Genomic DNA, 26,177 nt, shown 5'->3' with positions numbered 1-26,177 from the left:
CTGGCCTCGTTGTTACACGTTATGGCGCTGTTCAGGGATAGGTGAAAAAATTGCGCCTTCATTAAGCGATGTCAATGAAGGCGCAATATTGTACAACATCTGCGGCCTGATAACAGGCGGGAGTGACCTCCCCTACGCAGATTTTTGTAAAGCCGCTGTAACGTTTATCGCCGGGCGATTAACGGGTACGTGGGCAGATTTCGTTTTCGCCGAAGAAATAAGCGATTTCGCGGGCAGCGGATTCAGCAGAATCTGAACCGTGGGTCGCGTTTTCGGTGAAGCTGTCAGCGTAGTCAGCACGCAGTGTGCCAGCCAGTGCGTTTGCCGGGTTAGTTGCACCCATCAGGTCACGGTGACGCTGAACCGCATTTTCACCTTCCAGCACGGATACAACAACCGGGCCAGAGGTCATGAATTCAACCAGACCATCGAAGAATGGCTTGCCCTGGTGCTCAGCGTAAAAGCCTTCAGCCTGCTCTTTGCTCAGCTGCAGCATTTTTGCGCCAACGATTTTGAAGCCAGCGCTTTCAAAACGGTTATAGATAGCACCAATCACATTTTTAGCGACGGCGTTTGGCTTGATGATAGAAAAAGTACGTTCGATTGCCATGATGACCTCTGTCTTGACGTTCTGAAGAAACCGGTGGCGTCCGCCCCGGTTAAGAAACGGCGCCGATTATAGGGGCTGAGTGCGGCATTGCCTATCAGAGATCCCCAATTTGTTGAAAATTCTTGATCTGAGTCGAGGCAGGCGCGCCATAGTTATGATTTAGCGCAAAAAATCGTCAGCCCCGAGTGAAGGTGACCGAGACAAGTTGTCCCTCTTCATCCATTACCACCAGCTGATACTCGCCGGGATGATCAAGATGCAGCGACAGGCTGTTCGCCGCGTTTTGCGTCATCAATGGCTCACCATTCAGGAACCACCAGCGTTGCGTGCCCTGCCCTCCCTGCACCGCGACCGGGATCGTCAGCGTGCTATTACCCGGCAGCGGTTTAACGATTTGCCGCTCAACAACGCCGGTGACAATCAGTGGTGCGCTACTGCCCTGTTGTAATGGCGGACAATGGGTATCGACAGGCGGTAAGCGCTGCGCCCGCCGCTCCTGAGGCGGCAGCCAGGCCTCCAGCGGCAGCGGCCAGACCAGCCGTTCGTGGCGGGTAGCGCCGGGGCAATCTGCTGCGACGCGCAGTCCCTGCACATTTTGCCAGTAGCCGGCGCGTAATCCGCTGAGGCTCTCCTGACCGGGCGCCAGCAGTGTTGGCGGCAACGTATCAGAAGCGACCCAGCTTTGCCGACGCTGGCGGCAGTTTTCATCTCCGGCAGGCAACGGCTGACCACCAGGCCAGCATATGGTCGCGACCGTTACCGAGGCCGGACGTGGGTCGACCGGCACGTCACGCCTGCCGAGACGGCTCATCAGCACGCTGTTAATCTGATTCATGACTGGCACGGCAGAGGCGAAACCAAACTGCCCGGCAACCGGGGTCGCATCCGGCCGCCCCACCCAGACGCCAATCAGATAACGGGGATTGATGCCCACCGACCAGGCGTCGCGATAGCCGTAACTGGTGCCGGTTTTCCAGGCCAGCGGCACCACATCAGGTACGCTGCCATTACCGGCCGGTTGCGCTTCACCCGCCAGGATGCGCCGGATGATCCACGCCGATGCGGGTGAAAGCAGCGGTCGCTGCTGCAAGGGTTGATCGGGCGTCCAGCGCAGTGCAGCGGCATTGCCGTGACGGGCAAAGGCGCTATAAGCCGCCACAATTTCATCCATACGGGCGCCGGTGCCGCCAAGAATCAACGAAAGATTGGGTTCCGCGCCTGGCGGGAAACGTAAATTCAGACCCACATTGCGCAGACGCGCCGCAACGTTTTTCGGTCCCAGCGCCTCCAGCACCTGTACAGCCGGCAGATTCAGGGAGCGTACCAGCGCATCGCTGGCGCTGACCGGCCCGTGAAAACCGGTGTCGAAATTGCCTGGCCGGTAATCACCAAAGCGACGCGGCACATCCTGCAGCAGCGATTCGGCATGAATCAGCCCCTCATCCAGCGCCATGCCGTAAACAAAGGGTTTTAACACCGAGCCAGGCGAACGCACGCTGGCGATCATGTCCACATGCCCGAACCGACTGTCATCGGTAAAGTCAGCCGAACCGACATAGCCCCGAACCGCCATGGTGGTGTGATCGACCACCAGCATCGCCAGTGAGGTACGCGGCGGAAGCTGGTTTTTAACGTTCAGCGCCAGGCTTTCCAGTTCGCGCTGCAGTGAAGGATCGAGCGTGGAGACAATCTTGTCGCTGGAACTGATCGACAGTAATCGCCGGGCCAGCAGCGGCGCCATCTGCGGCATCTGCCGTGGCGGCAGCCAGACCGGCTCCTGACGGATTTCCGCCACCTGCTCAGCGGACCAGATGCGGTATTCCGCCAGCCGATCCAGCACTTTATTGCGTGCCGCTTCTGCCCGCTCTGGCCAGCGATCGGGGCGAAGTCGGCTGGGTGCCTGCGGCAAAACCGCCAGCAGCGCTGCCTCGCCCGGTGTCAGCTGTGACGGGGATTTCCCCAGCCAGCTCCAGCTTGCCGCGCCCACCCCTTCCAGCGTGCCGCCAAAAGGCGCACGGTTAAGGTAGAGCGTCAGGATGTCACGTTTGGAAAGGTGCCATTCAAGCTGCAGCGCCCGCCACGCCTGGATTAGCTTGCCCCGCAGCGTACGGGGTTGCGGGTCGATAAGGCGTGCTACCTGCATGGTCAGCGTGCTGCCACCGGAAATAACGCTTTGATGGCGCAAATCCTGCCAGGCCGCACGCACCAGCGCCAGCGGATTGATGCCGGGGTGATACCAGAACCAGCGATCTTCGTAGGTGAGCAGCGCCTGCAGATAAGCCGGAGCGACCTCTTCTGGTGTGACGGGATAGCGCCAGATGCCCTTGCTGTCCGCAAAGCGCCACAGCGGCGTGCCGTCGCTGGCCACAATCACCCGCGCAGGCTGCACCTCTTTAAGCGGCAGCGGGAACAGCCGATCCAGTCCCCATGTCGCCAGCCATAACGCCAGAAAAAAAAACGGCAGCGCGAGCCACCGCTTTTTAATGGCGCTGATGTTAATCACGCCCTGCATCACTTACTGGATATGCAGCTGCGGCGGTGTACTGCCGGTGGCGCGCCACTCCGGCACATACATCGACTCCACCTGCGGCGGTGGCATCAGATAGCGACCCGGCGTGACCGCCCGGGCCAGATAGACCAGCGTGGCGGGACGATAGGTATCCACCGCCAGGGCCGCGACGAATCGATCGTCTCGGAACTCGATGTGTTTGATATCAGCCTGCTGCATGTCACCCATGCTCTCCTTCAGCGCATCCGCACTGTCACCGAGGCTGGCGCTGCTATCCGCCAGATTCTGGTTTTCCAGCTCCAGACCAGCAGGCAGCAGATCCACCACCAGCGCATCGCTGATGCTGCGTTTCGAGGAGACCGTCAGACGAACCACCAGCAATTCACCGCTGCGCAGATTACTGAGATCGGCAGCTTTGCCATCCAGGGTGAAATATTCACGTTTTATCCCGAGCACATTACTCTCCGGCTGAGGCGCAGCCAGCGGATAACCGGTGACGTCCAGACGACCATACAGCGGCGCACTGCCCGGATTACTGATGGTTAGCCCCTGCAGCAGTTGCTCCGCGCCCAGCCCTTTATTCAGCGGTGCATCGCCCTGTAACGGAGCTGGGTTACCGGACAGCTGCGCCTGCCAGCTCCCGCCCTGCGCCTGCTGTAAGGTATGCGCAGCCAGATAAAGCGCGTTATTTTCCTGGGTCGAGAACCAGCGTTTTCCCCTGACCTCTTTGGAGAGCGACAGCAGCAGACTATTCTGCAAATCAGGCTGCAGCTTATTCTCTGCTAACAGGGCAATCATCATCCCCTCATCGCGCACCGTGCTGCCATAGTCGCCGTACCACGCTTTGTCCGAGCGGGTCAGCGTGGCACCCTGCATGATCGCAAGCGATGCGCGCTGCCCGTCACCCATCAGCTTCAGCGCGACACCCAGCTGCATCAGCGCCAGGCCGGAGCGGGCTTTCTCACGCTTTTCATACAATGCACGCAGCGCACCCAGTGGCGCGCGCTGCTGACGCGCCAGCACCAATCCGGCGTAAGCCTGCACGCTGAACTGCAGCGCGGCGTTGTCGTCACTGCTGCCGCCGCTGATCTGCGCGGGATCCTGCAAGTAGCGCAGCAGCCGTGCGTTAGCGCGATCAACCACATTATCTGGCAGCGCATAGCCCGCCTCACTGGCGCGCAGCAGGAAGTCCGTTACATAAGGCGTCAGCCAGAACTCCTCTTCACTCTGTTTATCCCACAGCCCGAAACTGCCGTTAGCCCGCTGCATGCCCGCCAGACGAGCAATGCCGGTGTCGACGGCGGCCCGTCGCGCTTCATCGCTGCTGGTTTTAATGCCCATAGCAGTTAGCTCAGCATGGCTGGTTTTAATGCCCATAGCAGTTAGCTCAGCATGGCTGGTGTAAAGCGAAGGCCAGAGCCCGCTGGTAGTCTGTTCCAGACAGCCGTAGGGATAGGCATAGAGCGCACTGATATAGCTGGCGATATTCAGCGGCGGACGATTGCTCAGCGTGAGTTGTCCACTCAGGGTCTGTGCATCCAGGCCGGTCAGCGCCGCTGCCGCGATCTGCCAGGGCTGATCGGGATTGATAACGGCATCAAAGTTCAGCGTCAGGGCAGGATAAGGCGGCCGGACGCCGATTTTCCACTGCTGTTTGCTGGCCTTAACCTGTTCACCCGGCAGGTTCAGACCGGAAATCTGTACGGCAATCTCGCCATCACCAAAGCCGGTTTTCGCCGTGACCGGAATCTGCAGTGTGGTACGAGCGCCTTTGGCCAGCGTCACGCTCTGGCTGGCCGCACCGGCCAGATCGACTAAGCCACTGCTGGCCACATCCACTTTCAGAGTTTGCGGCAGATCGGTCAGGTTCGTGAGATCGAGCGCCAGTGATGCCGAGTCGCCGCTGGCAAGGAAGCGCGGCGTGGCCAGTTCGCTGATCAGCGGCGCCGCAACCACCAGTTTGCGCTCTGCCGCGCCGAAGCTATCGTCGCTCCAGGCCTGGGTCATCAGCCGCAGTTCGCCGTTAAACGCCGGGATCGGTAGCGTAATCGTCCCGTTGCCCTCTTTATCCAGCGTTACCGCCTGCAACTGTTGCGCCACGATATTCACATGCGTTACCGGCTTTTTACCGCCGCGCGTCATCGATTCATCTTCACCATCACCACCAAAACGCAGCGCCGCCAGTCGGCCACCGCCTTCGATCAGCTGACCAAAGACATCGTACTGATCGACGTTGTAGCGTTTACGGCCAAAGAAAGCCTGCCACGGATCGGGCGTTTTAAAATCTGTGACGCTCAGCACGCCACTGTCCACGGCTGACAACAGCACATTCACTTTTTCAGGCAGCGGACCACCGTCACGACTGGCGTGAACCCTGACCGTCAGGAGCTGTTCAGGACGAATTTTATCGGGCGCATCCAGCGTCAGGTTTAAGCGGCGCGCCTCTGTCGCCATCGGCAGGTGTAATAGCCCCACCGCGCGTTTTGGTGTTGCGCCACTGACCTTATCACCGTCACGCACCACGATAGCGCTGAAGTAGAGATCGTGACGCCGCCAGCTCTCAGCAACAGGGACATCCACTGTTGTGCCGCCCTCAGGTACAGTCAGCGGTTGCCACCAGAGCGTGCCGCTGCTCGACTCCACCATCAGGTAACCTTTACCGGCTGCCGGGGAGTCAACCTGCAGATGCACGGTGTCGCCCGGCTGGTAAGCCGCTTTGTCCAGCTTCAGTCTGACCTGATCCGGACGCAGTGCACCCGTGCCGTTGGTGTTGTCCTGCCAGTCATAACCGGCCTGGAACCGCACGCTGCTGACGATCTTCTCGCCCGCCTGCACTTCCAGCCGGTAGTGGCCCCACTCAACCGGGAAGCTGACTTTGGTGCTGCCGTCAGCCGGAACAGAGATAGCGCGTTCATCTTCCTGCAGGTCTTTGTCGCCATACTGCGACTGCCAGCCTTCGCTGTCCGAGAAGCTCCAGTAGTAGTCACGGCGCTCACGAATCAGGCGCACATCCAGCTTGTCTGCCGCCAGTTTCTTGCCCTGACTGTTGGCATAGACAATATCGAATTCGGCCAGGCTCTCTTCCGGCACGGTAGGCTCATCGTGATAGCTGTCACTGCGGTAGTCATAAACGGCCTTGTTACCGAACAGCGGCCGGATACCCGGCAGAGCTTCTGCAGGCCAGATGGCCTGGGTAGCGCGTCGGGTGACCGGACGTCCACCGGTCTCCAGCAGGCTGGCCTGCAGGATCAGGTTGAGCGGAGAGTGCAGCTGATCCCACTGACTCTCTACCGAAAGCTGCGCTTTACCGCTGGCGTCGAGTTTGAGATCGACCTCATCCAGCGTGCGCTTTAGCCCCTCTTCGGTAATGTCACCAAACTGGTAGCCCGGCAGTGCAGCCACCGCTTCGCGTGCCGGTCGCAGATAGAGTTGTCCCTGTAACGTGTTACCCGCCGCCGGTGCGCCAAAGAGATAACGCCCCTCAATACCAAACTCAACGGGGGAATCAGCAGGCTGCGGCTGAGGGTCATTTTTCAGGGTTAACGCCATACGCTCCGGCAGAAAATCCTCGACGTGGAACGTCCATTCACGCTTGAGGTTATCGCCGGTATTGAGTCGCAGTATCCAGTTGCCGGTCATGGCAGATTCGGGCAGTGTCAGGCGCTGCTGGTAGAGGCCCGCCTCAGGCTGCCAGACAAAGGTTCGCATCACCTGGCCATCGGGCTGCACCAGTTCTGCTTTTATCGGCTGAACGGGCAACGGATGTCCGTCGGCATCACGCAGCAGCGCATTGACGATGACGATTTCGCCTGGGCGATAGATATCGCGCGGCCCAAAGACAAACAGCTGTTTGTCATAACCCTGCGGTCCGGCAACCGGAAACTCCGCGAGATCCAGCGCCGGACGCGACAGGTCAATCATTGAGGTCTGTTCACCCTGCACGGCCAGCAGGATCCTGCCTTTTTCATCCGCCCTGAGGCGCAGATGGCCGGTGTTGTCACTGGTGCCGCTTTGCAGCACCTGCCCTTTGGCATCCAGCAACCTGACGCTGACGCCGGAAAGTGGCTGGCCGTTTGCCAGGCTCTGGGCAAACAGTTCAAATTGAGTCGGGAAGCGATGCAGTGAGAGGCCAATGTCGCTCAGGGTGAAAAGTGTAGCGGGCTGGCTGTAGCGATACGTTCCGGCCTGCTTCATCACCGCCAGATAGACGCCCGGCTGCTGAAGCGCGGTAATGTCACTCATCGGCAACTGCAATTTTTCACGGGTGTTGCGCGCCGGATTAAGCTCGAAGCGACCGGAGTAGACCAGCTGGCTGCTTTTCAACAGATCCTGTGACTGCCAGCTGGAGAGGTTATTGCCGTAATTCCACTGCGAGAGAAACTCTGCCAGGCCGGCATTCTTAATGCGGAAGAAATCGACATCGACCTGGTTCACATTCAGCGCCAGCACCGGCAGTCCCTGCGTGATACGCAGCGGCAGCAGTGAACCGCGACTGGCAAACCCCACCATCGGCTGGATATCACTGGTGGCGATTTTCTGGCTGTAATCGGCGGCAAGCGTTTCACCGCTGGCCGCGCGCAATCCTGCATCCACCGTGACGGTGAAGTGACGTGAGGGTTCAGGATGACGGAAGCGCAACGTTTTGCGGTTAGCGGAAAGCTCCCAGCCGCCATCCACCCGGCCCTGTTTATCGTCAGTCAGCCTGACTTTTTGCGCGATATCCTGTTTATCATCCAGCGGCTGACTGAAGGTTAAGACCAGCGCAGCGGCACCGTCGATCTGCAGTTCTGAGAGATCGATAATGGTCAGCGGTTTGCTGACCTGAGCCGTTGAGGGTGCCTCTGCCGCCTGAAGAGGCAAAACAGGTAATAGAGTTGCTGACAGCAGCGAGCCACCGATCAGCATGCTGAGCAGCAGCCGGGTGTTGCGTTTCTTCATGGTAGTTCCTTCACCGGGACGCAGGGAGTGTCGTTTGATTACGCCGCGTAATTTCATATCAATGCTCGCATTTAATCAACGCTTCTCTTGAGATGGTGCGCACATTCCCTGACACTGGTATGACAGATTGCTGAGATGAGGTTGTTATGACGACGCCACTGTTTGTGTCCGCCGACTGGTTACAAGAGCACTACAACGATGAACGCCTTCAGGTACTGGATGCACGTTTGTTGCCACCCGGAATGGAAGCGGTTCGCGATATCCAGGCTGAGTATCTGGCGGGTCATTTACCTGACGCCCCTTACTTTGATATTGAAGCCCTTTCCGATCACACCAGCCCTTATCCACATATGCTGCCGCGTGCCGAGACCTTTGCCGTCGCGATGCGCGAGCTGGGCATCAGCAGTGATAAACATCTGGTCGTTTATGACGAAGGCAATCTCTTTTCCGCACCCCGCGCCTGGTGGATGCTGAAGACCTTTGGTGTGGCTCAGGTGTCGATTCTGGCCGGGGGATTGCAGGGCTGGAAAGCGGCCGGTTTTGCGCTGGCAAGCGGCGAAGTGAATCTGCCGGAAGGTGAGTTTGAAGCCCACGCGGATGAAAGCCGGGTGAAACGCCTGACGGATGTGCTGCTGATCAGCCATGAAGGCGGCGCGCAGATTGTTGATGCCCGTGCTGCCAATCGTTTTAACGCTGAAGTGGACGAACCGCGTCCCGGCCTGCATCGCGGCCATATTCCCAACAGCCTGAACGTGCCGTGGAATATGCTGGTTGAGCAGGGAACACTCAAGCCGGAAGCGGAACTGCGCAGAATTTTTGCTGACGCAGGTGTCGATATTTCCCAGCCAGTGGTCGCCAGCTGTGGCTCAGGCGTAACGGCGGTGGTGTTGATTCTGGCGCTGACCGCGCTGGGCGCACGGGATGCCACGCTGTATGACGGATCCTGGGGCGAATGGGGCAGCCGGGACGACCTGCCTATTGCGAAATAAAAAACAGGCGGCTCATGAGCCGCCTGTTTGTATTGAGTGCGTCAGATAATCCGCTCACTGCCCTTGAAGTCGCGCAGGAAACTGCCCCAGCGACGTTCATAGAAGGGGGGGATGTGCGCGGTAAAGAAGTGGCTGATGCCGCGATCGTTCGGCATCACTTCACAGATATCCACTGGCGCATCGTCTGGCAGCGTATCCGTTGCCACACTGCCCGCCGCCTGGATGATCGCTTCAATGTTGCTGTCCGCTTCAATGCCAATCAGTAAATTAGGTGCTTCGTCTGCCCGTTCACGAATGCTGGCAATAAATGCCCGACGCACCTGCTTATGCTTCGTGAAGAGCTGAGTCAGCGAGTCGATCATCTGTGCAGGCGGTTCAGCCACCTCAGAGAGCAGCAGTGACTGCCCGCCTTCCAGCACAGTCTGCTGACTTAGCGCACTGCCCTCTTCCGCCAGCAGATGCGTGATCTCCGCTGCAGTGAACTCTTTACCGGAAGGCAGTTTAGGATTGAGAAACAGCGTCTCGCCACGCGTCATCTCAAACAACGTCCGTACCGGCAGACGCAACCAGGACTGCTCACCGCTTACTGCTTCACTCATCGCCTCTTCTGACGTGAAAAAAGGAATAATGCTGCTGCCATCCTCTTTTTCCCAGTGCTGGAGATCAACGGGCGTGCTGGCATCAAACTGTTGCGTGGTACTTTCGCCCGGAACAAAGACGTCAGATTCCAGCAGCAACTGGAAAAACTCGGGCCGATGGGCAGGCTCAGTCGCCGCCAGCTTCAGCACCTCTTCAAGACGGTTCATAGTTTCCCTCTGAACGTTTCCCTCTGAACAGCGGCAGCATCAGCCACCGCTGAGATCGGCTTATTTCAGTAACAGATTGGCGAGGGTACGCACGCCCAGACCTGTTGCACCTGCCGCCCACTGATCAACGGCGCCTTTGCGATAGGTCGCAGAGCAGTCGATGTGCAGCCAGCCCTGCTGATAGTTGCTGACGAAGTGTGACAGGAACGCTGCCGCGCTGCTGGCACCGGCCGCATGAGACGGACTGGCGATGTTATTAAGATCGGCAAAGTTAGACGGCAGATGGCTGCGATGGAATTCGGCCAGCGGCAGACGCCAGAAAGGTTCGTTCTCACTCACTGCGCTGCCCATCAGCGACTGCGCCATCACCTCATCAAAGGTGAACAGCGCATGGTAATCGTTGCCCAGCGCCGTTTTAGCCGCGCCGGTCAGCGTTGCGGCGTCAATGATCATCGTCGGGTTCTGCTCGCTGGCGTCGATCAAACCGTCGGCCAGCACCAGGCGGCCTTCCGCGTCGGTGTTCATCACTTCCACCGATTTGCCGTTGCGATAGCGAATAATGTCGCCCAGCTTGAAGGCGTTGCTGCTGACCATATTATCGGCGCAGCAGAGGTAGAGTTTGACGCGCTTGTTAAGACCGCGAGAAATCGCCATCGCCAGCGCGCCAGTCACCGTCGCCGCGCCGCCCATGTCAGACTTCATCGAGTCCATAAAGCTGCTCTGCTTCAGGCTGTAGCCGCCGGTATCAAAGGTAATGCCTTTACCGACCAGGCAGGCGTAAACCGGCGCATTCTCGTCGCCGGTCGGGTTGTAGTCGAGCGCCAGATAGACCGGCGGACGATTTGAACCGCGTCCCACAGTATGCAGGCCCATATAACCCTGCACCCGCAGTTCATCGCCTTTGGTAATACGATAGCTGACGGCGTCACCGCCCACTTCACTGATCAGATCGACGGCATTGTGCGCCAGCTGCTCCGGCCCCAGATCTTCTGCGGGCAGGTTAATGACGTTGCGCACCCAGTCGATGATTTTCAGACGGCGATCAAACTCCGCCTGCTCATGTTCGCCCAGTTCAGGCCAGTCAACCTGACGCTGGCCTTTCGGGCCACGGAAGCCCTGCCAGAATGCCCAGCACTGCTCAAGGTGCCAGCCTTCGCCGGTCAGCGCCACATGGCGGATGCCCTGGCCATCGATTTTATGGGCCGCACGCTGAATGGTATTCAGCGCATCTGCGCCGGTCAGGTGCAGTGTCATGCCGCTGTCGTTGCTGCTGAGAATCGCTTTTTCGCCCCAGCGCGCATCGGCGGGCTGGCTGCTAAGCGTAATGTTCATCGGTTGTGTGGTCATCGAAAAGCTCCGTAATCGTTATCTGTTTCATCCAGCCTGATTGTTATAACGGCTTTAATAAGATGTTAAATGTAATTCACAGAGAGACCTGATAACAGATTCCGCCGGGCGTTGCCAGCGAAGTGCCCATATTGGCGCAGTTTCCGGACTATCGCCGGGTATCAGGATTTCATTAAGGCCCGCAGACGGGTCACTGACTTCTGCACCAGTGCAATGGCGTAGTCGATCTCTTCTTCGGTCGTGAAGCGTCCCAGCGAGAAGCGAAGCGAACTGTGCGCCAGTTCTTCACTCAGGCCCAGCGCGCGCAGGACATAGGAAGGCTCCAGGCTGGCGGAGGTACAGGCCGAACCGGAAGAGAGCGCCAGGTCTTTCAGCGCCATGATCAGTGATTCACCCTCAACATCAGCGAAACTGAGGTTAAGAATATTCGGTGCACTCTGCTGCAGATCGCCATTAAGGGTAACGTCCGGCAGTGCGCTGATGCCCTGCCACAGGCGATCGCGTAGCGCCTGAATCCGCGCCATTTCAGTTTCGCGCTCTTCGGCGGCAATACGATAGGCTTCACCCATGCCGACAATCTGATGCACCGGCAAGGTCCCGGAGCGCATTCCGCGTTCATGTCCGCCGCCGTGGATCTGCGCAACGATCTGCACGCGCGGTTTACGCCGTACATAGAGCGCGCCGATGCCTTTCGGTCCATAAAGCTTGTGGGCAGAAAACGACATCAAATCGACCGGTAACAGGCTGAGATCGATGGGCAATTTGCCAACGCTCTGGGTGGCATCAACATGGAACAGAATCTCACGCTCACGGCAAATTTCACCAAAGGCGGCAATATCCAGAATCACCCCGGTTTCATTGTTTACATGCATCAGAGTGACCAGAATCGTGTCGTCGCGCAGCGCTGCACGTAACTGGTCAGGCGAGATAATGCCATTGGTTGCTGGCGTCAGATACGTGACATCAAAGCCTTCACGCTCCAGCTGCTGGCAGCTGTCGAGCACCGCTTTATGTTCGGTCTGGCTGGTGATGATATGTTTGCCGCGTGCCTGGTGGGCATGGGCAGCGCCTTTGATCGCGAGGTTATCGGATTCGGTGGCGCCAGAGGTAAAGACGATTTCGCGGGGATCGGCGTTGACCAGTTCGGCGATCTGATTACGGGCAACATCAACCGCTTCTTCAGACTGCCAGCCAAAACGGTGCGATCGCGAGGCCGGATTACCGAACGTGCCATCCAGCGTCAGAAACTGCATCATTTTGCTGGCTACACGCGGATCGGCCGGCGTGGTGGCGGCATAATCCAGGTAAATCGGTAATTTCATTGCGCTACAGCTCCGTATAAAAAATCATACGTCTTTATAGCAGATTCGGCCCTGACCGCGTTAGCAGTTAGGGCCGCAACAGCGGGGATCAGGAGGCGCGTTGGTTAACGTTAATTCCCTGAGAACGCGGGCTCTGGAAGCGACGATTATCAATTGCATTCTGACGATCGGCCACATCCAGAATCTCCTGATTATTCACCAGCTCAGCCAGCGTAATATTGTTCAGGAATTCACTGATGCGCACGCTCAGATCGCGCCACAGCACGTGAGTCAGGCAGCGCTCGCCACCCTGACAACCTTCTTTACCCTGGCATTTGGTCGCATCAACAGACTCATCCACGGCGGTAATCACTTCACCGACAGAAATGGTGCTGGATTCTTTACCTAACAGATAACCGCCACCCGGACCACGCACGCTCGAGACCAGACCATTTTTACGCAGTCGGGAGAATAACTGCTCCAGATAGGAGAGCGAGATGCCCTGACGCTCGGAAATATCCGCCAGCGGGACCGGACCTTCATGGGAGTGAAGGGCAACGTCCAGCATTGCAGTAACGGCATAACGTCCTTTGGATGTCAGTCTCATAGCGTGTGACCTCAATAGCGTCCGGTTATCGGAGGATTAGCAACAGATGCGCTGAAGTCTGCCATTCCCGAGTAATTTGGTCAACTATTTAACCTGGTAAATTAGTCAGGTATTTAACCTGGTAATTTACTCAACTATTATCTGCTTCTTTTTTCTCGTTTTTACGCTTTTCAAACGATGAAAGCATGCCACGCAGGATGTTGAGTTCATCACGTTCCGGGCGTGCGCGGGTGTATAAACGACGCAGTTTACTCATCACCTGACCCGGATTAGCTTCACGGATAAAACCGCTGTTCAGCATCATCTGCTCCATATGCTGATAGAAGCGTTCAAGGTCATCCACCAGCGGATAAGGGGATTCTTCATACTTCGGTGCCGGGCTGGCCTGCTCCTGCGACTGCAACCACGCCATGCGCACTTCATAGGCAATAATCTGCACCGCCATCGCCAGGTTCAGCGAACTGTATTCCGGGTTAGCCTGAATCGCGACGTGATAATGGCACTTCTGCAACTCTTCATTGGTCAGGCCAACACGTTCACGACCAAACACCAGCGCAACAGGTGCCTGCTGGCCCTCTTCCACGCTTTTCACGCCACATTCACGTGCATCCAGCATCGGCCAGGGCAGCGAGCGGGAACGGGCGCTGGTCCCAACAACCAGACTGCATCCGGCGATCGCCTCATCCAGCGAGTCGACAATTTTAGCTTCGCCGATAACGTCACTGGCACCGGCGGCCAGGGAGATAGCCTGTGAATCAGGTTTGACCAGCGGATTAACCAGATAGAGGTTAGTTAAGCCCATGGTTTTCATGGCGCGCGCAACGGAGCCCATGTTACCGGTGTGAGACGTCTCAACCAGCACGATACGAATATTTTGCAACATGATTAGGGATACTCAGAAACGGGTCAGTAAAATCAGTAGGGCGAATATTAACATAAAGCAGGACATTTACCGAACACACTGCTATACTCCGCGCCGTTTTCCCCGTTCTTTAACATCCAGCGAGAGATACCGATGCATCCAATGCTCAACATTGCCGTGCGCGCAGCGCGCAAGGCCGGAAATTTAATTGCCAAATATTATGAAACCCCGGACGCCGTCGAAGCCAGCCAGAAAGGCAGCAACGACTTCGTAACGAATGTTGACCGCGAAGCAGAACGCCTGATTATCGAAATTATTCGTAAATCTTACCCGAAACACACCATCATCACTGAAGAAAGCGGTGAGCTGGCGGGCGAAGATCAGGATGTTCAATGGGTTATCGATCCGCTGGATGGCACCTCTAACTTCATCAAACGTTTACCTCACTTTGCTGTTTCGATCGCTGTGCGCATCAAAGGCCGCACTGAAGTCGCCGTTGTTTACGATCCTATGCGCAATGAACTGTTCACCTCTTCACGTGGTCAGGGCGCGCAGCTGAATGGCTACCGTCTGCGTGGCAGCACGGCACGCGATCTGGATGGCACCGTTCTGGCAACCGGCTTCCCGTTCAAAATGAAGCAGCACGCGCCTGCTTACATGAACATCATGACCAAACTCTTTACCCAGTGTGCTGATTTCCGTCGCACCGGTTCTGCTGCGCTGGATCTGGCTTATGTCGCTGCCGGTCGCGTCGATGGCTATTTTGAGATTGGCCTGAAGCCATGGGATTTTGCCGCGGGCGAACTGCTGGTGCGTGAAGCGGGCGGTCTGGTCACTGACTTCACCGGTAACCACGGCTATCTGCTGTCAGGTAACCTGGTCGCGGGTAACCCACGTGTCGTGAAATCGATGCTGTCGAATATGCGTGATGAGCTGAGCGAAGCGTTAAAACGCTAAGGTTCAGTACAGAAAAAGGCGGCTTCTCAGCCGCCTTTTTTGTTGCCTGTTATTCAGTGATGATTAACGACGTTCGTGTGCCAGCACCTGACGGGGCTGTGTACGACGACCGACCATACCCATCACACCGGCCAGTACGGCTTCGATGATCAGCAGAATCAGTGCATACCAGCTTGCTTTAGCGGTTGCAGCCGCGGCTTTCTCACCGGCTTCACGCGCTTTCTGTTCAGCCTGCTGTTTCAGTTCCTGGTATTTCTGAACGGCCTGCTGATAGTTCTGCTCAGTTTTAGCGACAATCTGATCCACTTCCTGATCGCTTTTACCGGTACGCGCTTTAATAATATTTTTCAGCGCATCACGGTCGGCTGCCTGCAGAGTATCTGAATGACGATCCATCACACCTTTTACCCAGTTAGTCAGATCAGTATCAGCTGTCTGCGGATGATTCGCGGTGTTGCTAGCCTGGTTTTCTGCATTCTGCGCTTCTTTATTTGCGTCCTGCTTCAAATTCTCGGGTTGTAATTCCGGTTTGCCTGTCTGGCGTAATGTCGTTTCCAGTTCGTTCTGCAGGTTATCTAAATTAATATTATTCTCCTGCAGCTTTTGTTTTGCCATTTGAGTAACCGAAGGCGCTGCAGCGGAAATACCACTACCGAGTGCCTGGAAACCTGAACCCACAATATTCATCGCGCCGCCTAATACACTGGTCGCCAGTGCAATAGCCAGGTAAATAGTGAAAATTGTGCTAAGGCCAAACATCAATAAACCGTGCAGGGCCCCTTCGCGCTGAGCCAGTCGCCCGGCAACATAACTCCCTGCCGCCATCGCAACCAGCATTTCAATGGCTGTCCAGACCAGTGCGCCAGTACCCAGGCCGTCGAGAGGATTCTGTTCTTTCATCGGATCAATGGTGGTGGCACCAATGGCTGTTCCCAGCAATGTCAGAATGATATGAACGATTAAGGCACAAATAACACCGGCAAAAACGGCGCTCCAGGAAATACGCTTTAAAGGTAATCCTGCAGGTCCGGTCGCCAGCGTTTCGGTGTAGCCATTATTAATACGGGTATCAGCCATGAAATATACTCCTCGCAATAAACAGAAAGCTGTCTTGATCTTTTATCATGCCGACGGCGGAATGCCGTTTTGGTATTAACAGCGTAGACAGGGAATAGTGATTTCACCACTGAACTACTCAGATAAAAAATTAAAGTGATGAAGCCTCAGATAATTAGCGAGGTAAAGATAACAGCGGAAATTTTATTCCCGCTGCGCTTTTAGTCAGAAAGGTCGAATTCCGCCGCCCAACGTTAACCGGGCAGACTGCCATAATGCAATACCCACTACGATTAATATCAGGCTACCGGTCAAAGCCAGGATGGGAATCAGAAGTCGCATGATGCCAGCACCAGGCTGTGCCAGCCGCTGTGCTACCGAGCGCGCCTGTTGCACCAGCAAACCAATAGCGGAAATAGTCAGAGCCGTGCCCAGTGCCATTGCCGCAGCAGAGAGAATGCCCCAGCCATAAACACCAATCACTTTGGCGAACAGCAGCATCATAATCGCGCCAGAACAGGGACGTAAGCCCATCGACACCACAACCAGCATCTGAGTTTTCCAGCTGACGTTGCCATTCATCTGCTGCGGCGTCGGCAGATGTGCGTGGCCGCATCCGCAATGCTCGTCATGCTGATGCTGCGGCTGGAAAGCACGAAATACCGGAGCGGGTCGTGGGCGCAACGCCAGCCACAGCGCACGCAGCGCCCGATACCCGATCATCACACCCAGCCCGATCACCAGCAGATAACTGCCCTTTTCAAGCCAGAAACTGCTGAGATGCAGCTGGCGCGATGAGGTTTTCAGCAGCACCAGCATCACCGTGACCAGCACAATCGCGACCGATCCCTGCAGCAGTGAGGCAAGCAGCGTCAGCCTGATACTGGTTCTGACGCGGCTCGGATGGGTCGCCAGAAAGGTCGCGATCACCACTTTTCCGTGGCCCGGTCCCAGCGCGTGCAGCACGCCATAGATCAGGCTGAATATCACCAGCGATATGCCTGCCTGGTGTGGCTGCTCCGCGACCTGCTGTAACAGCTGAGTCATCTGCCGGTGCAAATCTTTCTGCCACAATACACTCTGAAGCAGAATCTGCGACCAGTAAAGCCAGACCAGCAGTGCGCCGCCAGAGAAGAGTCCTGCTATCAGCCAGAGTGGCCAGAGTCGGGTGGCCCTGGAAGGCGTGGAGATTATTGACATGTCAGTACCACCGTTTGTGCGAACTGGCGGCCTAAATCCATCTCTTCAGCCGGGGCATCCGCTTTGTCCAGCGACAACGCATACTGTTTCAGCGAGTCGTTGGGTTTGGGCGTATTGAGGGTAAACCGGCAACGCGTCTGCAGTGCAGGCGGCAGCGTTAAAGCACCGGGATTGTCGTAAAACATATCGACGAAATAGGTGGGATCAAAAGTCAGGATCTCAAAGCGCTGTCCGGTCAGCTTCGGGGGTTCCGCCAGCGGCAGAATAAATTCCAGCACCGCTTTGTGGCCGTTTCGCGAAAGGTTATATTCCGTTGGCAGATTCAAAAACTTTACCCGCTGTTGGTTGTGCCAGATTTCTGAGAAGTAGTGCTGGCCCAGCACGTTTGCCATCACACCCGCTGCCAGCTTTTTCCACACTACAGTGCCAGGTTTCGCGTCGCCCGCGTCATACAGCAGATCAGCGGAGGTAATCTCATCCATGGTCCAGGTCATCTTCAACCCGGTAAAGGTGTCATCCTTCACCACCAGTTCCGTTTTCATATCAATGAAGCTGTGAGGGTGTGCCAGCACAGCCGGACTTAATACCATTAACAGAGCAAAGAGTGCGCGTTTCATAATGTTATAAAGTAACGTTCCCGACGAAAAGAATCTATAAGTAACAAAATTTTGTGACCCGCCTTAAACCTCTGGCAAATAAACCGCGTAAACCGCGCAGGCGCTGAACGGGTTGACTATTCTTAGCTCAAAATAGCCTGCTGGAAATCTGATTGATGAGTTCTGCTACCCCTTTGGCACCACTCTTCTCCCGTTCACAGCGTCAGTGCCATCTTTTATTGCTGCTGTTTCTGCCGACACCTTTGCTTACGCTTGAAAAAGTCTGCCAGCTGAATGGCGTCGATCCTGACGTTGCCCGACAGGATATCGCGGATGTGGGCCATGAGATACAGCGATATCACCAGCTGGAATTGCATCAGATGGTAGATGGCAGCTTTCGTCTTCATGGAACTGAGCTGGATCGGCGCCTCTGTCTGCTGCATAACCTGCGACGCAGTCTGCGTTTATCGCAGGACTTCGTCTGCGAACATTTTGCCGCGCCTCTGCGTCAGCGCCTGAAAGTCATGAAGATTGAGAAAGCGCTGTGGGATGAGACCAATTTACAGGCACTGATTCAGCACTGTAGCCTGCGCCTGAAGCGTGACTTCAGCGAACGTGACCGGCTGTTTCTGCAGATATTCATGAAGTATGGCTTGTGCCAGCGTCAGCCGGTGCTGTTCAGTGAGGCGCAATGTCTCTGGCTGCAGCAGAAGCCTGAGCGGCAGGCCGCTGAGGATGTGATCTACCACTGGCGCAAACGCTGCCATATTGCTCCGCCCGTCAGTGAAGCGGATTTCTGGACGCTGCTGTTCAGCCAGATACATACGCCGGTCGTGGACGCGATTGCGCATCCTGCTGAACAGCAGTTAATGAAAGCGACTCAGCAGCTGATTGATGATTTTGAAGCCTGTGCCGGGATTACCTTTGCTGACCGCAATGAACTGCTGCACCAGCTCTATCCGCATCTGGCGCAGGCGCTGGATCGCACCCATTTCAATATCGGTATCGACAATAGCGTGGCACTGGATGTCAGCCGCCTCTATCCGCGTCTGCTTCGCACCACTCAGCAGGCGCTGCATGCTTTTGAGCAGCACTACCGCATAGCTTTTACACCGGAAGAGGTGAGTTTGATTACCATTATTTTCGGCGCCTGGCTGATGCAGGAGAGTGCGCTGCAGGAGAAGCAGGTGCTGATCCTGACCGGCGACGACGCCGATCTGGAACAGGATGTAGAACAGCAGATTCGTGAGATCACGCTGCTGCCAATTAATATTACCTATCAGGACGTGAAACTGTTTCAGCGGGAGGGCGCGCCACGTGATGTCGACATCATCATTTCGCCCTACCCGACCTCGTTGCCACTCTACTCTCCGCCGCTGGTGCATGCGGAACTGCCGCTGACGTTACACCATCAGCAGCGTATTCGTTATTTACTGGAGTCGTAGCCGGGCCGCAGAAACAGCGCGGGCAGTGCCACCAGTGCCATCACCCAGAACAGATGCCCCTGCAGATGGGCGAACAGCACGCCGCAGATCATCGTCATTATCGCAATGCCACCGCCCATCGCCAGCGCGGAATAGAGCGACTGCAGTCGGATGACTTCCGCCCCCTGACGCGCGGCGATAAATCGCATCGCTGCAAGATGGCAGACGGTGAAGCTGCCACAGTGGAGAATTTGCGCCACAATCAGCAGCGGCAGCGCCGTTGTCGCCCCCATCAGACCCCAGCGAATTAGCGCGCAGATGCCCGAAAGCAGCAGCAGATCGCGCGCGCTCCAGCGGCGGAACAGCCGGTTGCTCATGGCAAAGACGACAATCTCTGCCACCACGCCCAGCGACCAGAGATAGCCCACCGTCGAGGCGGAATAGCCGCTCTCCTGCCACCAGATAGCACTGAAGCCATAATAGGCAGCGTGTGCACCCTGCAGCAGTGTCACGCAGAGCATGAATCGCCATACCGCGTTCTCACGCAGCAACGCCCGCCACTCCTGCCATCCACCGCCCGCAGGGCCCTGTCGCTCATGGCCCTGCGGTTGTGTGACGGGTGTCAGCATCATGCCCGCCAGCATAGAAATGACGCCAATGGATAACAGCATCAGAATTGCGTTTGAGGACCAGGCGCTGACCAGCACGCCGGTTAACGCCGAGCTGATGACAAAGGCCAGCGAGCCCCACAGCCTGACCGGCCCGTATGCCAGCCCAATCTGCTGTGTCCAGGTGGCGGCCAGCGCATCGCTGAGCGGAACCAGCGGTGAGAAAAAGAGGTTAAAGCCAATCATCACGGTAAGCAGCCACATCCACTGCTCGCCCACCCAGAAACCGGCGGCGAACAGACAGGTCATCAGCGCCAGCAGGCGCAGCGCCGTAATCAACCGTGATGGATTTTTGACCTGAGAAGCGATAAGCAGACTGCCGACAAAGCGCGCGACCATGCCACATCCGAGCAGCAGGCCAATCTTTTCAGCATCCAGGCCGGTGCCTTTCAGCCACACGCCCCAGAATGGCAGATAGATGCCGTAACAGAAGAAGTAAGTGAAGTAGCCCAATCCGAGCCATCTGGCGGAGCCGATTGCCATATTCCCTCCAGTAAGTTTGCTGCCAGGCAGCATAAACAGGCGTTACTCTGGCAGAGCACTGCGGAGCAGGCAATAAAAAAGGATGGCAATTGCCATCCTTTTTGTGCTGTCTTACAACAGGTTAGCGATTAAGCATAGACCGGCAGACGGCTGCAGATATCCAGCACTTTCTTTTTGGTCCGCTCAATGGTGGCTTCGTCATTGACGTTATCCAGTACATCAGCGATCCAGCCAGCCAGCTCACGCACGTCTGCTTCGTTGAAGCCACGACGCGTAACGGCAGGTGTACCGATACGGATACCCGACGTCACAAACGGGCTTTTCGGGTCGTTCGGTACGCTGTTCTTGTTAACCGTGATGTTGGCACGGCCCAGCGCGGCATCCGCTTCTTTACCGGTCAGGTTTTTGCTCACCAGATCGATCAGGAACAGATGGTTATAGGTGCCACCGGAAACGATGTCATAGCCACGCTCAATCAGCACTTCAACCATCGCTTTGGCATTTTTTGCCACCTGCTGCTGGTAGGTTTTAAACTCCGGCTCCATCGCCTCTTTGAAGGCAACTGCTTTACCCGCGATAACGTGCATCAGAGGACCGCCCTGGCCGCCCGGGAAGACAGCAGAGTTCAGTTTCTTGTAGAAATCTTCGTCGCCGTTTTTAGCCAGAATGATACCACCGCGCGGACCCGCCAGCGTTTTGTGGGTGGTGGAGGTCACGACGTGCGCATGGGGAATCGGGCTTGGATAAACGTCTGCGGCAATCAGGCCGGCAACGTGGGCCATATCGACAAACAGCCAGGCACCCACGCTATCCGCGATTTCACGCATTTTCGCCCAGTCGCAGACGCCAGAGTAAGCTGAGAAGCCGCCAACGATCATTTTTGGCTTGTGGGTTTTCGCCAGTTCAGCCAGCTCGTCGTAATTGATTTTTCCGGTCTCATCGATACCGTAAGCAACCACGTTATAGAGTTTGCCAGACAGGTTAACCGGTGAGCCGTGAGTCAGGTGTCCACCGTGCGCCAGGTTCATCCCGAGGATAGTATCGCCCGGCTGAAGCAGCGCCGTATAAACAGCGAAGTTAGCCTGTGAACCTGAGTGTGGCTGCACGTTAGCGTAATCAGCACCAAACAGCGCTTTTGCGCGGTCGATCGCCAGCTGCTCAACGATATCAACGTACTCACAGCCGCCGTAGTAACGTTTGCCCGGATAGCCTTCAGCGTATTTATTGGTGAGCTGAGAACCCTGTGCCTGCATAACACGCGGGCTGGTGTAGTTTTCAGAAGCAATCAGTTCAATGTGCTCTTCCTGACGCACTGTCTCCTGCTCCATTGCCTGCCACAACTCGGCATCGTAATCGGCAATGTTCATATCACGCTTTAACATCCGGATCTCCTGACTCAGCTAACTTTCTGACGGTATTTACCCCCCTTCAGGGGCGAAGGCCAACAGTGTAAACCGTTTTAACAGGTGAAGGTAGGGTGAACCGCCTCTTTTTACGCAAACGATTGGCTGGCGACTGGCAGCGCTTTTTTACACCTTTTTAGCCTGTTCACCCGTCACATTTTTTCTCAACGATGTGACGGCGGCGTCTGTTGATGCACCAAAAAGTTGCCACATGGGGAGCCAGAAAGTTTCCCGGGTTATTTACACCACAGGCAAGGCGGCTATAACATGCATTTAAAATACATGTTTAATAAGAGGCTATTGATATGCTTGATGCACACACCATCGCCACCGTTAAATCGACGCTGCCTGCCATAGCCGCCTGCGGTCCAAAGCTTACCGCACACTTCTATGACCGTATGCTGTCGCACCACCCTGAACTCAAAAACGTCTTCAATATGAATAACCAGCGCAATGGCGATCAGCGCGAAGCGTTGTTCAACGCTATCTGCGCCTATGGCGCGAATCTGGAGAATCTGGCCGTGCTGCTGCCTGCGGTAGAAAAAATCGCGCAGAAACACACCAGCCTGAATATTCAGCCTGCCCAATACGCCATCGTCGGTGAAAATCTGCTGGCGACCATCAAAGAATTGCTGAATCCCGGTGACGAGGCGCTGGCTGCGTGGGGCCAGGCCTATGGCATCCTGGCGGATGTGTTCATCAATCGGGAAGAAGAGATCTATCAGGCCACAGCGCAGCAAACCGGCGGCTGGCGCGGCACCCGAGCGTTTCGCATCAGCGCAGTTGAGCAGCAGAGCGAGGTCATTAAAAGCTTTACCTTCACGCCGGTGGATGGCGGCCCGGTAGCCGCTTTTAAGCCGGGTCAGTATCTGACAGTACACCTGCAGCCTGCCAGCTTCGAGCATCACCAGATTCGTCAGTATTCACTGATGCATCTCAGCAACGGTAAAGCGTATCGTATTGCGGTGAAACGCGAAGCGCAGGGCACGGTCTCCGGCTGGCTGCATCAGCATGGCAAAGTGGGCGATGAGCTGATGCTCGCCGCACCGCACGGCGACTTCTTCCTGGAGGTCGATTCTGGCACGCCAGTCGCGCTCATCTCTGCGGGCGTGGGCCAGACGCCGATGCTGGCGATGCTGCATTCACTGGCAGCCAGTGAACATCGCGCGCCGGTCAGCTGGCTGCACGCTGCAGAGAACGGCAAACAGCATGCGTTTAGCGAGGAAGTCGGTGCCACTGGCGCGCAGCTCGCCGATTTCATCAGTGAGGTCTGGTATCGCGATCCCGCTGCTGAAGATGCAGGTCGCTATGACACGCAGGGGCTGATGGATATCAGCAAAATGGCTGCACGATTAGCGTCATCCGATACCCACTTCTATCTCTGTGGACCGCTACCCTTTATGCAGCATGTGGTGGCGCAACTGCGCGATGCCCGCGTGGCAGATGCACGCATTCATTACGAACTTTTTGGCCCGCACAAAGGGATGTAAATCTGCTACTAAGTTCAGGCAGCAACAGACAGCTTCAAAGCGAAGGGAACTCGGGCAGAAGAGGAAAGCGTCCCGCGACATGGACAAAAACGCCGGGAGCGTTTTTGAACAACGCAAAGCGTTGGCCCGGCAACGGGCGCACCTCAGGGACGAGGTGCGTACTAAAAACGCCGGGAGCGTTTTTGAACAATGCAACGCGTTGGCCCGTTTACGGGCGCACCTCAGGGATGAGGTGCGTAATCGCGCGGGCCGAGCGTGCCATGGATGGCGGGTTTTGCGTCTTTCCGATCTGACCGGGTTCTCTGAGCTGGCTTGATCTCACAGTAGACCTCATCCGATTTCCAGGTATAAAAAAGCCCGCAACGCGGGCCTTTTTATACTGATTAATCGCTGATAAAAAGACGATCAGATCGCCTCTTCATCCTCTTCACCCGTACGGATACGCACAACGCGCGCCACGTCGAAGACAAAGATCTTACCGTCACCGATTTTGCCGGTCTGCGCGGTGCGCATAATGGTCTCGACGCAGGTATCAACGATATCGTCGCCCACCACCATCTCGATTTTCACTTTAGGTAAGAAATCGACCATATACTCTGCGCCGCGATACAGCTCGGTATGCCCTTTCTGGCGACCAAAGCCCTTTACTTCACTCACGGTCATCCCGGTGATGCCGACTTCCGCTAAGGCTTCACGAACATCATCGAGCTTGAATGGTTTGATAATCGCATCAATCTTTTTCATGTCAGACCCTTTTTCACTCCCTCCATGGTCAGAGGGTTTATCAAGTATAAATGTTGCTGGCGCTGTCGGGCGGTAATATCCGGGATTCTTCAGGTTGCCGCAAGCGCTGTCAGATTATGCTGACCGCACCCATTCTGATTCGGGCCTGAGCAGGCAACCTGCCGGTATTACGTCGCAGCCTCCGCTACTCTTTGAAATCACTGGCATCCAGTTCATGGCGAGACAGCAGCTTATAGAACTCCGTGCGGTTGCGTCCAGCCAGACGTGCGGCGTTGGTCACATTGCCTTTGGTCATCTGCAACAGCTTACGCAGATAGTTCAGCTCAAACTGATTACGCGCCTCCGCAAAGGTCGGCAAGGCGCTGTTCTCGCCGCTCAACGCCTGCTCCACCAGCGCATCACTGATCACCGGTGATGAACTCAGCGCCACGCACTGCTCAATGACGTTTACCAGCTGGCGCACGTTGCCTGGCCAGCTTGCGGCCATCAGACGCTTCATCGCATCAACGGAAAAACTGCGAATCTGTGGCTTATGCCGTTCCGCTGCCTGGCGCAGCAGATGATTGGCCAGCAGCGGGATATCTTCTGTGCGCTGATGCAGCGCGGGTATTTTCAGATTCACCACATTCAGACGATAGAAGAGATCCTCACGAAACTCTTTCTTCTCCATCGCCTTCGGCAGATCGCGATGCGTGGCTGAAATGATTCGCACGTCGATCTCACTATCGTGGTCGCTGCCCAGCGGTCTGACCTTACGCTCCTGCAACACCCGCAACAACTTAACCTGCAATGGCTGCGGCATATCGCCAATCTCATCCAGGAACAGGGTGCCGCCGCCTGCCGCTTTAAATAACCCCTCACGCGCACTGACCGCACCGGTAAAAGCACCTTTGGCGTGACCGAACAGCTCTGACTCCAGCAACTGCTCCGGCAAAGCGCCACAGTTAATGGCGACAAAAGGCTTGCCGTTACGCGGGCTGGCGGCGTGAATCGCCTGCGCCAGCATCTCTTTGCCGGTGCCACTCTGACCATTAATCAGTACGCTGACATCCGACTGCGCCACCATATGCGCCTGCTCCAGCAGCTTTAGCATCAGCGGACTGCGGGTGACGATCGCCTCGCGCCAGCGGTCATCACTGACCGGTGCCTGTTGTGCCAGCGCCTCATCAATCGCTTTGTAGAGCGCGTCCCGATCAACCGGTTTTGTCAGGAAGCTGAATACGCCCTGCTGCGTGGCGGAAACGGCGTCCGGGATGGAACCATGCGCCGTCAGGATAATCACTGGCAGACCGGTGTGGCGCTTCTGGATCTCGCCAAAGAGCGCCAGCCCATCCATCTCATCCATCCGCAGATCGCTTATCACCAGCTCAATCTTCTCTTTCTGCAACAGACGCAACGCTTCGGGTCCGCTGCCTGCAGTGGTGACCTGATACCCTTCACTGCGAAGACGCATGCCCAGCAGCTTCAGCAGACTGGGATCGTCATCCACCAGCAGCAATTTTGCCGCTTGTCTGACCATCATTGCTCCTCATCCTGCGGCAGCGCTGTACCATGACTGCTGTCAGAAACATCCGGGGCTTTACGCGATGAGAGCTGCCGCTCAATGTCAGTCAGCCGCTCCAGCTTATGCTGCGTGTCACTGAGCTGCTGCTGTTGCTTAACCATCTGCTGGCGTATCGCCTCAAGCTGACTATCGCTGCTCTGTTGCAGATGGACATAACGGGTGCGCGCCTCACTGAGGTCAAGCTGCGCGGTCTGGTTGCTGCGCCACAACTGAATCAGCGGGCGCACAGACTGTGGGAAATCAGCGCTGTAACGATCCAGGGTTTCCACATAGCGACGACGCTCAACAGGCGTGACGTTGCCATTAGACATCAGCACGCCCTGTTTAAAGGCGCGCGACCAGTTCTCTGCCGGCCAGCGATGGGCTTCGGCTCTGGCTTCTGCAGGAGAAAGGCGCTCAGCACAATCGATCGCCCGCATCCAGTAAAGGGGATTATCCAGTGCGGCCCTCTTCTCTATCGGCCAGAGATCATTGCAGCGGGTCGCCAGATAATCAGCAATGCTGACCTCGGGTTCCGCTACCTGATGGCCTGACGACAGGGATGAGGTGGCCGGGGAGGTCGTACATCCGCTGAGGAGCAGCGTCGTCAGCGTGCTTAACAGCAACGCGGGTAAATATTTCAT

At 56.5% G+C, this 26,177-nt stretch carries 20 protein-coding genes; 4 read left to right on the top strand and 16 right to left on the bottom strand.

What is annotated here, in order from left to right:
* Nucleotides 1–178 precede the first annotated feature (178 nt).
* From ndk to KTJ90_RS05020, 3 genes are all read right to left on the bottom strand, one after another.
* On the bottom strand, nucleotides 179–610 hold the full coding sequence (gene ndk / locus KTJ90_RS05030) for a nucleoside-diphosphate kinase (protein ID WP_003848684.1): 432 nt from the start codon (nucleotides 608–610) through the stop codon (nucleotides 179–181).
* A 175-nt stretch (nucleotides 611–785) separates the two neighbouring features.
* Nucleotides 786–3,122 (bottom strand): peptidoglycan glycosyltransferase PbpC, encoded by a 2,337-nt coding sequence (gene pbpC / locus KTJ90_RS05025; RefSeq protein ID WP_192377779.1) that lies wholly within the window; start codon nucleotides 3,120–3,122, stop codon nucleotides 786–788.
* A 3-nt stretch (nucleotides 3,123–3,125) separates the two neighbouring features.
* The gene (locus tag KTJ90_RS05020; protein WP_499025980.1) at nucleotides 3,126–8,057 is read right to left on the bottom strand and encodes an alpha-2-macroglobulin family protein; all 4,932 of its coding nucleotides are present in this window, start codon (nucleotides 8,055–8,057) and stop codon (nucleotides 3,126–3,128) included.
* A gap of 146 nt (nucleotides 8,058–8,203) precedes the next feature.
* Between KTJ90_RS05020 and sseA the strand changes: the two genes are divergently transcribed.
* Nucleotides 8,204–9,046 (top strand): 3-mercaptopyruvate sulfurtransferase, encoded by an 843-nt coding sequence (gene sseA, locus KTJ90_RS05015; RefSeq protein ID WP_003848671.1) that lies wholly within the window; start codon nucleotides 8,204–8,206, stop codon nucleotides 9,044–9,046.
* A 41-nt stretch (nucleotides 9,047–9,087) separates the two neighbouring features.
* On the opposite strand, the gene sseB is transcribed toward sseA, so the two are convergent.
* From sseB to trmJ, 5 genes are all read right to left on the bottom strand, one after another.
* Entirely contained in the window at nucleotides 9,088–9,852 is a 765-nt protein-coding gene (gene sseB / locus KTJ90_RS05010) for an enhanced serine sensitivity protein SseB (RefSeq protein ID WP_039659530.1), read from the bottom strand.
* 60 nt (nucleotides 9,853–9,912) lie between these two features.
* Nucleotides 9,913–11,199 carry an aminopeptidase PepB gene (pepB, locus tag KTJ90_RS05005; protein ID WP_003848667.1) on the bottom strand — a complete coding sequence of 429 codons (1,287 nt, stop codon included), beginning with the start codon at nucleotides 11,197–11,199 and terminating at the stop codon, nucleotides 9,913–9,915.
* Nucleotides 11,200–11,360: 161 nt separating this feature from the next.
* Entirely contained in the window at nucleotides 11,361–12,521 is a 1,161-nt protein-coding gene (locus KTJ90_RS05000) for an IscS subfamily cysteine desulfurase (RefSeq protein ID WP_105098910.1), read from the bottom strand.
* 88 nt (nucleotides 12,522–12,609) lie between these two features.
* Nucleotides 12,610–13,107, bottom strand: a complete 498-nt coding sequence (gene iscR / locus KTJ90_RS04995) for a Fe-S cluster assembly transcriptional regulator IscR (protein ID WP_039659528.1) — start codon at nucleotides 13,105–13,107, stop codon at nucleotides 12,610–12,612.
* Nucleotides 13,108–13,237: 130 nt separating this feature from the next.
* Entirely contained in the window at nucleotides 13,238–13,990 is a 753-nt protein-coding gene (gene trmJ, locus KTJ90_RS04990; RefSeq protein WP_003848663.1) for a tRNA (cytosine(32)/uridine(32)-2'-O)-methyltransferase TrmJ, read from the bottom strand.
* 132 nt (nucleotides 13,991–14,122) lie between these two features.
* On the opposite strand from trmJ, the gene suhB reads away from it, so the two are divergent.
* Nucleotides 14,123–14,926 carry an inositol-1-monophosphatase gene (suhB, locus tag KTJ90_RS04985; protein WP_008926709.1) on the top strand — a complete coding sequence of 268 codons (804 nt, stop codon included), beginning with the start codon at nucleotides 14,123–14,125 and terminating at the stop codon, nucleotides 14,924–14,926.
* A gap of 63 nt (nucleotides 14,927–14,989) precedes the next feature.
* On the opposite strand, the gene KTJ90_RS04980 is transcribed toward suhB, so the two are convergent.
* The 3 genes from KTJ90_RS04980 to KTJ90_RS04970 form a co-directional block, all read right to left on the bottom strand.
* Nucleotides 14,990–16,003, bottom strand: coding sequence for a TIGR04086 family membrane protein (locus KTJ90_RS04980; protein WP_008926710.1), 1,014 nt, complete (start codon nucleotides 16,001–16,003; stop codon nucleotides 14,990–14,992).
* A gap of 204 nt (nucleotides 16,004–16,207) precedes the next feature.
* Complete coding sequence (locus KTJ90_RS04975) at nucleotides 16,208–17,182, bottom strand: nickel/cobalt transporter (RefSeq protein ID WP_499025979.1); 975 nt, start codon at nucleotides 17,180–17,182, stop codon at nucleotides 16,208–16,210.
* Nucleotides 17,173–17,799: a DUF1007 family protein gene (locus tag KTJ90_RS04970; protein WP_008926712.1), complete on the bottom strand. Its 627-nt coding sequence runs from the start codon at nucleotides 17,797–17,799 to the stop codon at nucleotides 17,173–17,175. The genes KTJ90_RS04975 and KTJ90_RS04970 overlap by 10 nt, the downstream gene beginning before the upstream one ends.
* Before the next feature lie 155 nt (nucleotides 17,800–17,954).
* Between KTJ90_RS04970 and csiE the strand changes: the two genes are divergently transcribed.
* Entirely contained in the window at nucleotides 17,955–19,223 is a 1,269-nt protein-coding gene (gene csiE, locus KTJ90_RS04965; protein ID WP_499025978.1) for a stationary phase inducible protein CsiE, read from the top strand.
* Here the strand turns inward: csiE and KTJ90_RS04960 are convergent.
* Nucleotides 19,205–20,353 carry a 3-phenylpropionate MFS transporter gene (locus KTJ90_RS04960; protein ID WP_003848653.1) on the bottom strand — a complete coding sequence of 383 codons (1,149 nt, stop codon included), beginning with the start codon at nucleotides 20,351–20,353 and terminating at the stop codon, nucleotides 19,205–19,207. The two genes, csiE and KTJ90_RS04960, sit on opposite strands and share 19 nt — an antisense overlap.
* A gap of 128 nt (nucleotides 20,354–20,481) precedes the next feature.
* Nucleotides 20,482–21,735, bottom strand: a complete 1,254-nt coding sequence (gene glyA, locus KTJ90_RS04955; protein WP_003848651.1) for a serine hydroxymethyltransferase — start codon at nucleotides 21,733–21,735, stop codon at nucleotides 20,482–20,484.
* Nucleotides 21,736–22,061: 326 nt separating this feature from the next.
* Here glyA and hmpA point away from each other — a divergent pair, with 326 nt between their 5' ends.
* Complete coding sequence (hmpA, locus tag KTJ90_RS04950; protein ID WP_499025977.1) at nucleotides 22,062–23,246, top strand: NO-inducible flavohemoprotein; 1,185 nt, start codon at nucleotides 22,062–22,064, stop codon at nucleotides 23,244–23,246.
* A 405-nt stretch (nucleotides 23,247–23,651) separates the two neighbouring features.
* Here the strand turns inward: hmpA and glnB are convergent, their stop codons facing one another.
* The 3 genes from glnB to qseG all read right to left on the bottom strand — a co-directional run bounded on the left by glnB (nucleotide 23,652) and on the right by qseG (nucleotide 26,177).
* On the bottom strand, nucleotides 23,652–23,990 hold the full coding sequence (glnB, locus tag KTJ90_RS04945) for a nitrogen regulatory protein P-II (RefSeq protein ID WP_003848647.1): 339 nt from the start codon (nucleotides 23,988–23,990) through the stop codon (nucleotides 23,652–23,654).
* 184 nt (nucleotides 23,991–24,174) lie between these two features.
* Nucleotides 24,175–25,509 (bottom strand): two-component system response regulator GlrR, encoded by a 1,335-nt coding sequence (gene glrR, locus KTJ90_RS04940; protein WP_003848633.1) that lies wholly within the window; start codon nucleotides 25,507–25,509, stop codon nucleotides 24,175–24,177.
* Nucleotides 25,509–26,177 (bottom strand): two-component system QseEF-associated lipoprotein QseG, encoded by a 669-nt coding sequence (qseG, locus tag KTJ90_RS04935; protein ID WP_003848631.1) that lies wholly within the window; start codon nucleotides 26,175–26,177, stop codon nucleotides 25,509–25,511. Before qseG ends, glrR begins: the two co-directional genes overlap by 1 nt.

The organism is Pantoea jilinensis, assembly GCF_019104105.1.
GTDB lineage: Bacteria > Pseudomonadota > Gammaproteobacteria > Enterobacterales > Enterobacteriaceae > Pantoea > Pantoea eucalypti.
The sequence above is the reverse complement of the archived record's forward strand: the minus strand, read 5'-3'. Positions and strand labels throughout refer to the sequence as shown.